Annotated in this window: 12 protein-coding genes and 1 riboswitch; of the genes, 3 read left to right on the plus strand and 9 right to left on the minus strand. The window is 51.4% G+C overall.

Annotated elements, in window-relative coordinates:
- Positions 1–216 precede the first annotated feature (216 nt).
- Positions 217–1473 (plus strand): OmpP1/FadL family transporter, encoded by a 1257-nt coding sequence (locus tag Undi14_RS14780; protein WP_200181170.1) that lies wholly within the window; start codon positions 217–219, stop codon positions 1471–1473.
- 195 nt (positions 1474–1668) lie between these two features.
- Positions 1669–3021, plus strand: coding sequence for a dienelactone hydrolase (locus tag Undi14_RS14785; protein ID WP_200181172.1), 1353 nt, complete (start codon positions 1669–1671; stop codon positions 3019–3021).
- Positions 3022–3131: 110 nt separating this feature from the next.
- On the opposite strand, the gene Undi14_RS14790 is transcribed toward Undi14_RS14785, so the two are convergent.
- The 9 genes from Undi14_RS14790 to Undi14_RS14830 form a co-directional block, all read right to left on the minus strand.
- Positions 3132–4991 carry a family 2A encapsulin nanocompartment cargo protein cysteine desulfurase gene (locus Undi14_RS14790; RefSeq protein ID WP_200181174.1) on the minus strand — a complete coding sequence of 620 codons (1860 nt, stop codon included), beginning with the start codon at positions 4989–4991 and terminating at the stop codon, positions 3132–3134.
- On the minus strand, positions 4966–5895 hold the full coding sequence (locus Undi14_RS14795) for a family 2A encapsulin nanocompartment shell protein (protein WP_186885682.1): 930 nt from the start codon (positions 5893–5895) through the stop codon (positions 4966–4968). The genes Undi14_RS14790 and Undi14_RS14795 overlap by 26 nt, the downstream gene beginning before the upstream one ends.
- A 99-nt stretch (positions 5896–5994) precedes the next feature.
- Positions 5995–6267: a helix-turn-helix domain-containing protein gene (locus tag Undi14_RS14800; protein WP_370589960.1), complete on the minus strand. Its 273-nt coding sequence runs from the start codon at positions 6265–6267 to the stop codon at positions 5995–5997.
- Entirely contained in the window at positions 6267–7241 is a 975-nt protein-coding gene (gene epsC / locus Undi14_RS14805) for a serine O-acetyltransferase EpsC (RefSeq protein ID WP_200181177.1), read from the minus strand. The genes Undi14_RS14800 and epsC overlap by 1 nt, the downstream gene beginning before the upstream one ends.
- Positions 7242–7333: 92 nt before the next feature.
- The gene (locus Undi14_RS14810) at positions 7334–7852 is read right to left on the minus strand and encodes a rhodanese-like domain-containing protein (RefSeq protein ID WP_234030618.1); all 519 of its coding nucleotides are present in this window, start codon (positions 7850–7852) and stop codon (positions 7334–7336) included.
- Between the two features lie 276 nt (positions 7853–8128).
- Positions 8129–8356, minus strand: coding sequence for a hypothetical protein (locus Undi14_RS14815; RefSeq protein ID WP_200181179.1), 228 nt, complete (start codon positions 8354–8356; stop codon positions 8129–8131).
- Between the two features lie 83 nt (positions 8357–8439).
- The gene (gene ribB / locus Undi14_RS14820; protein ID WP_200181181.1) at positions 8440–9165 is read right to left on the minus strand and encodes a 3,4-dihydroxy-2-butanone-4-phosphate synthase; all 726 of its coding nucleotides are present in this window, start codon (positions 9163–9165) and stop codon (positions 8440–8442) included.
- A gap of 100 nt (positions 9166–9265) precedes the next feature.
- Positions 9266–9450, minus strand: a riboswitch (FMN riboswitch).
- Positions 9451–9593: 143 nt separating this feature from the next.
- Positions 9594–10664, minus strand: coding sequence for an ATP-binding protein (locus tag Undi14_RS14825; RefSeq protein WP_200181183.1), 1071 nt, complete (start codon positions 10662–10664; stop codon positions 9594–9596).
- Entirely contained in the window at positions 10661–11404 is a 744-nt protein-coding gene (locus tag Undi14_RS14830) for a response regulator (RefSeq protein ID WP_200181185.1), read from the minus strand. The genes Undi14_RS14825 and Undi14_RS14830 overlap by 4 nt, the downstream gene beginning before the upstream one ends.
- A gap of 125 nt (positions 11405–11529) precedes the next feature.
- On the opposite strand from Undi14_RS14830, the gene Undi14_RS14835 reads away from it, so the two are divergent.
- Positions 11530–12696 (plus strand): efflux RND transporter periplasmic adaptor subunit, encoded by a 1167-nt coding sequence (locus Undi14_RS14835; protein WP_234030619.1) that lies wholly within the window; start codon positions 11530–11532, stop codon positions 12694–12696.
- Positions 12697–12699: the final 3 nt, after the last annotated feature.

The following is a 12699-nucleotide window of genomic DNA, read 5'->3' on the forward strand; positions in this document are numbered from 1 at the left end:
TGTCGCATTTTTTCTTCTGAAAATTGCGCTGCTCAGTTTTACCTGTGACGAAGTCGTCGTAGAAATTAGCCGATGCTGAATCATATATGCAAATTTAAAAATAATCGTTCCTCGCTTTTCCTTTCGAAGATTAAATCTCATTTGAACATCAAACCGCATGCAACCAGGAGCGCGGTCAGACTGAAATCTGCCTGCTCCATCTCTAATGAGACTTTTATGAAACACGCAAAATTACAATTCAACGTGCTGGCATTGAGCCTGCTGACGGTATCCACGGCCTTCGCTACCGATGGCTATTTTTCTCATGGCTACGGTATCAGAACTCAAGCCACTGGCGGTGTGGGCATCGCGTTACCACAAGATAGCCTGGCAGCGGCGAGCAATCCTGCAGGCATTGCGTGGACAGGAAACCGTATTGATGGCGGGCTCAGCTGGTTTAGTCCCAGCCGCAGCACCGACATAACCGGAAACGGTGTTCCCGGCGTTAATGGCAGCTACGAAGGGAATGACAAAAAGAATTTCTGGCTGCCTGAATTGGGCTACACCAGACAGTTGAATCAGGATGTCAGTGTTGGTATTGCGGCTTACGGCAATGGCGGCATGAATACCGATTATGGCAAAAATCCTTACGCCGGATTTGGCAGTAAGGGCAGCGCTGGCGTTAATCTGGAACAGCTGTTCATTTCGCCTTCGCTGGCTTACAAAGTCAATGACCAGCATGCGTTTGGTGCTGCCATCAATTTTGCTTATCAACGCTTTTCAGCGAAGGGAGTCAGTGTTTTTTCATCTGCCTCTATCGACAGTAAAAACCTGACCGACAATGGCAATGACAGTTCGACTGGTTGGGGACTGCGCCTGGGCTGGAGTGGACAAATCACTCCTGCGCTGACACTGGGCGCGACATGGGCATCAAAAGTCAAAACCGGTAATTTTGAAAAATACCGTGGTCTGTTCGCACAAGGTGGTGGTTTTGACATTCCGGAAAATTACGGTATTGGCCTGGCATACAAAGTACATCCGCAATTAACGCTGGCAGCCGATCTGCAACAGATCAAGTATGGCGACATCAGCTCTATCGCCAATCCTCTGGCAAATTTATTTGCTGGAAATCCACTCGGTTCTGAAAAAGGGGCAGGCTTTGGCTGGCGCGACATCACTGTCGTCAAAGTGGGAGCAGTCTATGATTACCGCAAGGATCTGACCCTGCGTGCGGGCTACAATCATGGCGGCCAGCCTGTACCTGCCAGCGAAACTTTTTTCAATATTCTCGCACCGGGAGTAGTGCAGGATCATCTGACGCTGGGCGCTACATACAAAGTGGCAAATGGCAGCGAGCTGAGTTTTTCATATACACATGGTTTCAAAAAGACCGTCAATGGCAGTAATTCCATCCCCGCATCTTTTGGGGCTGGCAATGCCAATGTCTCGCTCAGCGAAAATATAGTTGGCGTCGCTTATGGCTGGAAATTCTGAACACATCTGAGGTTGCGGTCTGAGATCACTACTTCAGCACATGCTGCCATCCTGAATAGCTGTTCACAAGGATGGCAGCATGCATTGTCACTACCGACGATTTACCGCATCACGCATTACTTAAACTCAACATCTCTTTACTCCGCCTGAGTCAGGGCATTTCGAGTAAAAACATTTTTGCTTACTGCCAGAAATATGACATTCAAAAAACACATCTGCATTGCCCTGTCTGGGATTACCGCGGCGGTTTGCCTTGCCCAGATCAATCCAGCTTTTGCAATCGATAACCGGATTGATCAGATCCGCCCAGACGCACCAGAACTGGCTGCGTATGGCCGCTATCCTGTCGGCGTCACAACACTACAGGTCAGCAATCCGGGGCAACTGGATATTCTGAATGCGAAACCAGGTGAGGCTATCCCTCGCTATAACCGGCCGCTGACACTGGAAATCTGGTATCCGGCCGTCGCTGCTGACCACTCGCCATCGGCGACAACATTCCGCACGTTTTTACGCGATGGAAAAACAGAGGTGACATTGACAGGGAAAGCAGTACGTGATGCCGCTGCCGAAAAAAATGCAGGTGTATTTCCATTGGTGATCGTCTCTCATGGTTATCCGGGGAACCGCTTTCTGCTCAGTCACCTGACAGAAAACCTTGCCAGCAAAGGCTATGTCGTAGTGGCCATCGACCATACCGACAGTACGTTTCATGAGTTTAAAAATTTTTCCAGCACTTTATTAAATCGTTCCCTCGATCAGTTATTCGTATTAAATCAGATGGCACTGTTAAACGAACAGGACAAAACCGGGAAATTAACAGGAATCATTGATGCAACTAACACTGCGCTGATTGGCTATTCCATGGGTGGTTACGGTGTGCTCAACAGTTTAGGTGCCGGCGTCAGCGCGAAAAGCGTGAGTGCACCAACCGTGCCGAATGGCGCGCTACAGAGTCGCGCCGCAAATGATCCACGTTACCTGGCATCCATCGACAAACGAATTAAAGCGGCAGTCGCATTTGCCCCCTGGGGCTGGAATGCAGGCTTATGGGATACGCAGGCCCTGGCCGCCATCAGAACACCGCTCTTTTATATTGCCGGCAGTGCCGATGATGTCTCTGGTTATTCGCCCGGTGTGCGTAATCTGTTTGAATCCAGCATCAATACAGGGCGTTATCTGCTGACATTTGAAAATGCCAATCACAGCGCAGGCGCACCAATTCCTGCCCCAAAGGAATCATGGCAGGCAGTGCCGACACTGAAACGTATTCCGGCTGAAAGTTATATCGACGCAGTGTGGGATAACACCCGGATGAATAATATTTCCCAGCATTTTGTCACGGCATTTCTGGGGAAATATCTGAAACATGACGACAGCATGGATGCTTTTCTCGCACTGACGGAAAACGCCAGAGATGGAAAGTGGAGCGCAGATGAAAGTGGCAACAAAAAGCCCGAGCATACGTATTGGAAAGGCTTCCCGGCTCGCACTGCGGTTGGATTGAAACTGGAATACCTGCCAGCGGCAACATCACAGAAACAATAAATAAAAGCCGTATCCCTGAAAGACACAAGGATACGGCTTTTTTTACAGCAACCATGCTTATCGACTGACGCCGCGACGCTGATTTATTAACGGCAGTCAGTCATTTTTGCTCAACTCCGGCGGGTCGCCGACAAGCGTTTGACCACCGCGATCAGGCGGTCTATTTCATCGCAAGTATTGTAAAACGCAAACGAAGGACGCACGGTTGCCTCGACACCAAAACGACGCAATATCGGTTGTGCGCAATGATGGCCTGAACGTACCGCAATGCCTTCCTGATTCAGCGCATGTCCGACTTCTTCGGTCTTATAGCCAGCGAGGACAAACGATGCGACACTCGCCTTCGCGTGAGCCGTGCCTATCAGGCGTACGCCAGGTATGCTTTTCAGGCCATGGGTTGCATACTCAAGCAAAGCATGTTCGTACAAAGCAATTTTTTCAAGACCGATACGTTCCACATAGTCGATCGCAGCCCCCAGACCTACGGCATCGGCAATATTGCCGGTACCAGCCTCAAAACGCGCTGGTGCAGGTTGATATTGGGTGCGTTCAAACGTCACATCCGCAATCATATTGCCGCCACCCTGCCACGGTGGTAATTGCTCCAGTAAAGCCTTCTTACCGTAGACAACACCGATGCCGGTGGGGCCGAATACTTTGTGTCCGGAAAACACATAGAAATCGGCATCCAGCGCCTGTACATTGACGCGCAGGTGCGACACCGCCTGCGCACCATCCACCAATACGCGGGCTCCGGCACTATGCGCCAGCGCAATGATTTCCTGTACCGGTGTGATGGTACCCAGTGCATTCGACACCTGCGTCACCGACACCAGACGGGTCTTGCTGTTGAGCAGTTTGCGATATTCATCCAGCAGAATCTGGCCGCTGTCATCCACCGGAATCACCCGTATCACTGCGCCCTTTTCTGCCGCCAGCTGTTGCCAGGGAACGATGTTGGCGTGATGCTCAAGTTGCGACACGATGATCTCATCACCGGCACCGATAAACTTTTTACCGAAAGTATTGGCGACCAGATTAATCGCTTCCGTTGCACCGCGAACGAAGATAATTTCCTCTGGCGACGCCGCCCCCAGAAAACGTGCCACGGTATTGCGCGCACCTTCGTAAGCATCGGTTGCGCGCGCTGCCAATTCGTGTGCAGCACGATGAATATTGGAATTCTCGTGTGCATAGAAATAGCTGAGCCTGTCGATCACCGATTGCGGCTTTTGCGTCGTCGCGGCATTATCAAACCAGACCAGTTGTTTACCATTCACACGCTCGGCCAATATCGGAAAATCGCGCCGTACGGCATGAATATCAAATGGTGCGGCCAAAGCAGGATTCGCAGCGCGGGGAGCAGCATCCCAATAATTTTGCTCGCCTTGCTGAAAATAATACGTGGCCGACAATTCATTTGCCGGTGCGGCTGGTATGGCTGACGCGGTTTTTGCCGGATACAACTCTCCTAGCAAACGCTGCAACTGATCCTGTCCGGGCAAGCCAAAAGCGCGGGCGCTGACCTGATCGCTTCCTGTCGCCTGCGTCGCCAGACTGTCCAGCCCCGTATCCGCAGATGGATAAGCATGTTCCCCGCTTAAAAAATAATACGGCGAACCTGCCCCACCAGCCTGAGGCCGGGATGGTGCAATGCTGCTACCACCATTGTGCGGCAAGGCCGCCGCATAGACCGACGGCACACCCTGCGCGATGCCCGGCTCCACCACTGGTGCTACATGTGCAGACGAACTGGTTTGCGGCTCGATCACAGGTGCTTTCCCGGCAGGAGACACCGTTGCTGGCTGCGGCTCGTTCAGATGCGACAATCCCGGCAGAAATTGCGAAGCCGCCTGAGCAGCACCCGGCACCAGCGCGAAGAATTCAGATGCCATGCGATTCAGCAGTGCCTCATCCGGCACACCGTCCGCAGACATCTGACTATTATTTGTAGGTGTCAGGATAGTCATGGTATTTACCGATTTCTACATCGTCCAACACAGCCAGGGCATCATCCGTCAACACTGCCAATGAGCAGTAAAGAGAAATCAGATAGGAGGCAATCGCATTACGGTTAATGCCCATAAAACGCACTGACAGACCAGGACTTTGTTCACCAGCCAGCCCGGGCTGGAACAGACCAACCACACCTTGCCGTTTTTCACCAACGCGCAGCAAAATGATTTTGGTTTTGCCATCTTCAATCGGTAATTTGTCAGATGGAACCAGAGGAACGCCGCGCCAAGTCAGAAATTGCGAACCAAACAGGCTGACTGTCGGTGGAGGAACGCCGCGACGCGTGCATTCGCGGCCGAACGCAGCAATCGCCAACGGATGCGCAAGGAAAAAGCCTGGCTCTTTCCATACCTTGGTCAGCAGATCATCCAGATCGTCCGGTGTCGGTGCGCCAGTCAGCGTCGATATGCGCTGATCATCATGCACATTCGCCAGCAGACCGTAATCCGGGTTATTAATCAGCTCGCTTTCCTGACGCTCTTTGATTGTTTCTACGGTCAGACGTAATTGCTCTTTAATCTGATCGTGCGGGCTGCTATACAGATCGGAAATACGGGTATGCACGTCCAGTACCGTGGCAACCGCATTCAGGAAATATTCGCGCGGTTGCTCTTCATAATCAACAAAAGTTTGTGGTAATTCGGATTCGTCGCGCTGAGAACAGGCAACGCGCACATCCTTAGGATTTTTTACTTTATTGAGACGGTAGATACCTGCTTCAACCGGCAGCCATTGCAGCAGATGCACCAGCCAGCGTGGAGAAATGGTCGATAACTGCGGAACGGTTTTGGTTGCATTGGCTAACTGACGGGCAGCATTATCGCCCAGTGCAAAATTCGGCGAAGGTACATCAGACATAGGTCACTCCATGAGTAAGTGGATTTATCGGACTGCAAAAAATAACAACAAAAAAACAATTCATCGGATAAGACAGTGTCTGATGCCCATCGCCCTCATTCAACATGCTATCGCCACCAAGGACATCTTTTGCATTGCTTGGGCATGGCGCACGTCCTCACAGCGAGCCAGCAGTTCTGACATACGGAGGCCTAATGCCTGCGATAGTTTTTCCATCGTCACCAAAGACGGAATCACTTTTCCGCGCTCAATCTCGCCTATATAAGACCGATTCAGATTCGCCTTTTCCGCCAGCACTTCTTGCGACCACTGATGTGCATCGCGCGCCTGACGAACGGCAATGCCAAAGCAATTGCAAAGCTCTTTCATCATCAATCCGGATGAGGCGCTTCGGCATTTTGTTCATGGCGCAAACTCGCCTGACTGACATGGCTGCCGGGTGCCACGTCATTCGTGACCCAGACATTGCCACCAATCGTCGCACCACGTCCCAACGTGATCCGCCCTAAGACGGTCGCACCGGCATAAATGACGACGTCATCCTCAACGATGGGATGGCGCGGTAAACCTTTCTGCAAATTGCCTGCTTCATCGGCGGGAAAACGTTTCGCTCCAAGTGTCACGGCCTGATAAATACGCACGCGCTGCCCGATTACTGCGGTTTCACCAATCACCACGCCGGTACCGTGATCGATGAAAAAGCCGGGGCCAATCTGCGCACCGGGATGAATATCAATGCCGGTCTGGCTGTGTGCAATTTCTGCGACGATACGTGCCAGTAAAGGCACGCCCAGCAAATACAATTGATGTGCAACCCGGTGATAAATCATGGCCAGCACGCCGGGGTAGCATAGTAAAACTTCATCGACACTGCGGGCGGCAGGATCGCCCTGATAAGCGGCAATCACATCGCTATCAAGCAGGCTGCGTATCTGCGGCAAAGAACGTGAGAAAGTACGCACGATAGACACTGCCCGGTCTTCGGTATGCAGCTCATGATGATTGTTATAGCGCGATGCGTAACTCAGCTCCAACCGCACCTGCGTCAGCAGTGAATGCAGCACCGAATCAAGGGTATGCCCGACGTAAAAATCTTCACTTTCCTGACGCAGTTCCGGTGGCCCAAGACGCATGGGAAACAGCGCTCCGCGCAGATCTTCAAGTATTTTTGTCAGCGCATCCCGCGATGGCAGTTCACGACCACCCGGTTCCGATGGGCGCACCTGACGGCTGCGCCAGGCCTGACGCACAGATGCCAGTTCACTGACGACCTGCTCTATACCAAATAACGACGCTCGCTGTGTTGCAGGCGCATGAACTTGATTATTAATTTTATTGTTAGTCATAACTCTGATCAGTTCAGGTGTGAAACAACTTGCAGACAAAAGAAGTCGACGACCACAATGCCAGCAAATTCCGTGTGGTCGTTGATATGTGCTTAATCCTGAACCCAGGGCAAGGAGTGCAAACGCCAGCCACCGAGCTGACCACGTTGCTGCGTCTCATTGATCTCACCTTCAAACCCCTCGGTGATATTGAAGACGTTCACAAATCCAGCCTTGCTCAATGCTTCAGCCGCTGCCGCCGAACGCTTACCGCTACGACATAACAACAAAAATACGGCAGCCTTGTCTTTGAGTTTGCTCTCGAACTCCTTCACGAAGCGCGGATTACGGGTCAGTGCTGTGCCTGTTGCCCAGGCAACGTGCTGACTATCGGGAACATGACCAACAAACTTACGTTCTTCATTCGTGCGGACATCAACAAGAGTAGCGGCACCGAGTTGTACCAGACGCCAGGCATCAACCGGAGTCAGACTGCCGGCAAAAGGCAATTGTTGTTGGCGGGCATCCTCTTTTGCATGGGAGAGCAGGCTTGCAGCATCATCGCTGTGATCACCAGACGTGAAACTGGCGGAAGAAAATGCATCGTTGGGAGTCATCGTAGAATCTGTCATAAATATCTTTCAAAGCAATCGATGTATTTACCGCACATCGTTATGACAAAACTGTAGCGAAATCTCTAAGAGTGGAAAACGAATTAAAACGCGATTATTTATATAAAAAACGATTAACGATTTCTTTCGGTACTGTCGCCGCGCTGGCGACACTAATCAGCGAACGTAGATCAGTGCCGGAATAAGCACGTAAAAAAGCCCCCGCTAATGACTGGCGGAGGCTTTATTTTCAGATGATTTTCTTCTTCAAATTATTCGGACAGGCAGGAAAAACAGTCATTCATTTTTCAGTTTTTCACAACGCCCATCACGATAAGGGCCTGCGGTACGCTCCCAACCCTCGCCCGGCGAAGTCTGCGAACAAACCTCTGCATCTTTGATTTTGCTTTTCCACTTATACCAGGATGCGGGTGCGGCGAATGCTGCAAACGATACCCACAGTAAAAGGAATGCACACAATACGGCGACGAGAGATCGCTTATGACAACTGTGTTGATCACCCATTAAAACACCTCCCATCCTTTGTTGTATCAACAGACCATTCACCGTAAAAAATCATCATTTCAACGCCTGATAAATGCGGTGACTCAGCTAGCTTGTAAATTGCTTATATGCTGTGCCAGTTCATCAATACTCAGGATCACAATATCATGCGCCGCAGCGTAATTCAGAATATCCTGACCACGTGACATGCTGCCATCCGGATTCATCAGTTCGCATAATACCGCTGCCGCCTGCATTCCAGCCAGACGCACCAGATCCACAGAACCCTCGGTATGTCCACGCCTCTGCAATACACCACCAGGCACTGCCCGCAAAGGAAAAACATGCCCGGGCCGCGCCAGGTCGCCAGGCACGGCACCGTCTGCGATAGCAGCCTTAATCGTTGTGACCCGATCCGCAGCAGAAACGCCGGTAGTCACACCATGCTTTGCTTCGATCGTGACCGTAAATGCCGTACCAAAACGACTGCCATTTGCTGCCACCATCGGTGGTAAATCAAGCTGCTGCAAGCGCTCGTCGCTCAGGCACAGGCAAACGATACCGCTGCAATCACGGATCAATCTGGCCATGCTCTCGGTAGTAATTTTTTCCGCTGCGATGATCAAATCGGCCTCATTTTCACGATCAAAATCGTCCATCAATAAAACTGGCCGCCCATTCCGAAGGTCAGCCAGAGCGCGCTGTAAACGCTCAGCAAACGGGCTGTCGGAATAAACAAAACGCCGGGAAGATTGTGCAGTCGTAGCGACTGAAGATGATGCAGTAGTTGAACCGGATACTGCAGTAAGACTGTTTGTGTTACTCAACATAATTGAAACGCTCCGCAAAAAAATGTGCAAAAGACGTTTCAGGGGATTTTTGAATAGCCCAAAGCCAGCGCTCGCAAGCTGGCGCGAGCACTGATATCAGGCGTATCTTCTCTCATCCGGACTATCACCGTCGGCTCTGGAATCACACCAGATCTGCTGACCTTGCAACACCATCAGTACAACTACGATGATCATTCACTGCAAGCGCTCGCGGGCTTGTTTTGCCAAAAATATCTGGCAAATTTTACCGCCGGTGGGGAATTACACCCCGCCCTGAAGACGTACGACCTGCCGACATAATCGGCGGACAGATTATACGCAAAATGCTCTGCCGGTGTATTTCAGTTCAGGAATGGATGATGATAGTGAAGTCCGGAAAGCGGCATCATGTCAGGCAGAGGCACACTGCCACGACACTGACCTACACCTCAATGCGCTCTCGGCAAAGTGATCTGAAATACAGAGCCGCCACCGGCGTGTTGAGAATAGCTGACCTGCCCCTTATGTGCCTGTGCAATCGCACGCACCACCGCCAGACCCAACCCGCTGCCGCCACTTTCGCGCGAACGGGAATCATCGCCGCGTTGAAATGCTTCAAAAATAAAAGGAATCAGATGCTCAGGAATGCCCGGTCCTTCATCAGCCACCAACAGATGAAATGCGTTTTGCGACAGTCTGGACTCAATCAGTAACTTGCCGGGAGACGCATAACGACGCGCATTTTCAAGCAAAGCAACGATAACTTGTCGTATGCGCGACGGGTCGCAAACGATGACAGTGTTATCTACCTTCATATCAAGATAAAACCCGGCAGCAGTCAGTGATGGCGCCATGAGTTCAAGCACCTGACTGACTTCGGATGCAATATCCACATCTTCCAATCTCAGGCTCAGATAAGCGCCATCGGCCAGACTGAGGACGCGTAAATCTTCGACCAGACGGGTAAGCCCATCGACCTGATTCAAGAGATTACGAAACTGCGTTTCCTCCGGCGGAAATACGCCGTCAGCCATGCCCTGCAAGCGTCCGCGTAGTATCGTCAGCGGCGTCCTTAATTCATGCGCAATCGCAGCATTCCAGGTCGTTAATTCATGCGCAGTACTCTGCAAGCGTTCTGCCATAGAATTAAAACCATCAACGAGGGCGGCGGTTTCGCCCAAGGTACGATCTCCTGCAACTGCGCGGGCAGACAGATCGCCGTCGGCAATACGTTTAACACTGTCAGCAATGGAGTTAAGCGGAATCAATATGCGCCTGGCCAGTTTCCTTGCCGCAGCGATGCCAAACACAAGACCGACAACAGTAATCGTTGCCATATAAATCCATTCCGGCCATGTTGGCAGCGACATTGGATCAACGTCTGTAAACAAACTGGGAACCCATTGAATCAGTAAAGCATAAAACACATACGTACTGATTAAAACGATGGCGATGATGCTCAGCACAACCGCCGATGTCCAGCGAATGATCTGTCGGCTGAAATCCGATTCAGTGCTCACGATGGACTCTTCAGGCAATAACCGACGCCGCGCAGGCTGACCAGTAAATGCGGTACATCTGCGGCTTCTAATTTCTTACGCAATTTGCTGATATGGCTATCAACGGTACGCTCCAGGCTGTCACCTTCTGGCAGGCAGCTGACCAGCAATTCCGCGCGGCTATGCACCCTTGCCGGTGCGCGCGCCATGTGTGCCAGCAAGCGGAATTCGGTCAGCGTAAGAGGCAGCGGAAGAACTTCGTCCTTCATCTGTACGTAAGCCTGATGCGTTTCCAGATTGACTTCTATCGGTCCGCAGCGCAACAGGCCACGCTCCGTCGCGCCGCCACTACCCGTACGCCGCAAAACCGCCAATGCCCGTGCGGCGACCTCCGCCGGATTAAACGGTTTGACGACGTAGTCATCGGCACCGACACGCAATGCAATCAGCTTATCAATATCCTGATCATGTGAAGTCAACATAATCACTGGCGTATTCCCTCTTCGTCGCAACTCGGACAACACCTGCCAACCATCAACATGGGGCATTTTGACATCCAGTAAAACCAGATCCGGCTTGATTGCAAGATGCAACTCTAATGCAGCACGTCCATCTTTTGCATGAGCGGTACGCATGCCATCCCGATGCAGATAAGCCTTGATGATTTCGACAATTTCCGGCTCATCTTCAGCGATGAGAATTAAGGCGCCACCAAGCTCTGGTTTGTTCGTGCTAACGGAATTAACTGCAGGATGGTTCATAAGTGTTCAGAAAAAATAGCGATCTCCATCATAACTCCATAAATTCACCACGAAAACCCCACGCTGTTTTATTAAGCTTGCGGCTGACCAGTCTGACTCTGGATATCTAAAGAAGGTACATCACCATGACGCACACGTTTGTTAAACAGCGATTAATGATAGCGACGCTCACTGCTGTCAGTGCTATTACGCTCGCCGCATGCAACAAATCAACACCCGAAGTAGCAGCCCCGCCCGTGATTGTGGCAGCAACGAAAATTCAAACAGCGAATGTCGTTTTACATGATGAGCTGCAAGGCCGTGTGGTTGCCTATCGCACCGCAGAAATTCGCCCGCAAGTCGGCGGCATCGTTCTGAAACGTCTGTTTCAGCAAGGTGCTGAAGTGCGTGCCGGACAACAACTATTTCAAATTGATGCAGCACCACTGAAAGCAGAATTTGATATAGCAGCCGCTGCTCTCAGACGATCAGAGGCAGTTCTTGAGCGCGCCACACTGCAAAGCAAACGACTGCAACAGATGGCCGAAAGTGATGCGGTCAGCAGCCAGGTATTGGACGATGCGCAATCCGCGACGGCGCAGGCTGCGGCAGATGTTGCGCAAGCTAAAGCAACCCTTGCACGACGTCGGCTGGATCTTGACTATGCCAGCATCAAAGCGCCCATTTCCGGACGCATTGGTCAGGAATTGCTGACTGAAGGCGGGCTGGTCACGGCCAGCGATGTCAATCCCATGGCAAAAATTCAGCAAATTGATCGCGTCTATGTCGACGTCAGAAAGCCTGCATCAAAATTAAGCTCCATGTCCTATCTGCTTGCGAAAGATAAGAACAACGAAGCAAAGGAAATCCCAGTTCAGGTGCTGGATGCAGAAGGCCATCCTTACCCTGTCAACGGCACACTGTTGTTCTCTGGAGTGAATGTTGACGCAAGCAGCGGTGAGATCGTAATGCGTATCGAAGTAGATAACCGCGACCGCCAGTTATTACCCGGAATGTATGTACGTGCCCGCGTTCCACAAGGAACAGCAACCGCGTCGGTATTAGTTCCGCAGCAGGCAGTCCAGCGTGACAGTGCGGGGAAGGCATATCTGTGGGTGGTGGAAGCCAGTAAAAAAGTTACTCAGAAACCGATTGAACTGGGTGCCCTTGTCGGATCGAACTATGTCGTCAACAGCGGTATCAGCGCAGGCCAGCTTGTCGTCGTTGAAGGTGTGGAACGTTTGCAACCGGGAAGCGAAGTCAATGCACAGCAGTGGAAAACGACGCCAGCATCTGCGGCGCGTTCGAAATAAATA

This window comes from Undibacterium sp. 14-3-2 (assembly GCF_016595265.1).
Taxonomy (GTDB): domain Bacteria; phylum Pseudomonadota; class Gammaproteobacteria; order Burkholderiales; family Burkholderiaceae_D; genus Undibacterium; species Undibacterium aquatile.

What these genes read in the sequence shown, in the direction of transcription:
- Undi14_RS14785 (WP_200181172.1), top strand. Translation starts at nt 1,669, where the DNA reads ATGACATTCAAAAAACACATCTGCATTGCCCTGTCTGGGATTACCGCG.
- Undi14_RS14800 (WP_370589960.1), bottom strand. Translation starts at nt 6,267, where the DNA reads ATGATGAAAGAGCTTTGCAATTGCTTTGGCATTGCCGTTCGTCAGGCG.
- Undi14_RS14815 (WP_200181179.1), bottom strand. Translation starts at nt 8,356, where the DNA reads ATGGGTGATCAACACAGTTGTCATAAGCGATCTCTCGTCGCCGTATTG.
- Undi14_RS14830 (WP_200181185.1), bottom strand. Translation starts at nt 11,404, where the DNA reads ATGAACCATCCTGCAGTTAATTCCGTTAGCACGAACAAACCAGAGCTT.
- Undi14_RS14810 (WP_234030618.1), bottom strand. Translation starts at nt 7,852, where the DNA reads ATGACAGATTCTACGATGACTCCCAACGATGCATTTTCTTCCGCCAGT.
- Undi14_RS14795 (WP_186885682.1), bottom strand. Translation starts at nt 5,895, where the DNA reads ATGTCTGATGTACCTTCGCCGAATTTTGCACTGGGCGATAATGCTGCC.
- Undi14_RS14835 (WP_234030619.1), top strand. Translation starts at nt 11,530, where the DNA reads ATGACGCACACGTTTGTTAAACAGCGATTAATGATAGCGACGCTCACT.
- Undi14_RS14780 (WP_200181170.1), top strand. Translation starts at nt 217, where the DNA reads ATGAAACACGCAAAATTACAATTCAACGTGCTGGCATTGAGCCTGCTG.
- Undi14_RS14790 (WP_200181174.1), bottom strand. Translation starts at nt 4,991, where the DNA reads ATGACTATCCTGACACCTACAAATAATAGTCAGATGTCTGCGGACGGT.
- ribB (WP_200181181.1), bottom strand. Translation starts at nt 9,165, where the DNA reads ATGTTGAGTAACACAAACAGTCTTACTGCAGTATCCGGTTCAACTACT.
- epsC (WP_200181177.1), bottom strand. Translation starts at nt 7,241, where the DNA reads ATGACTAACAATAAAATTAATAATCAAGTTCATGCGCCTGCAACACAG.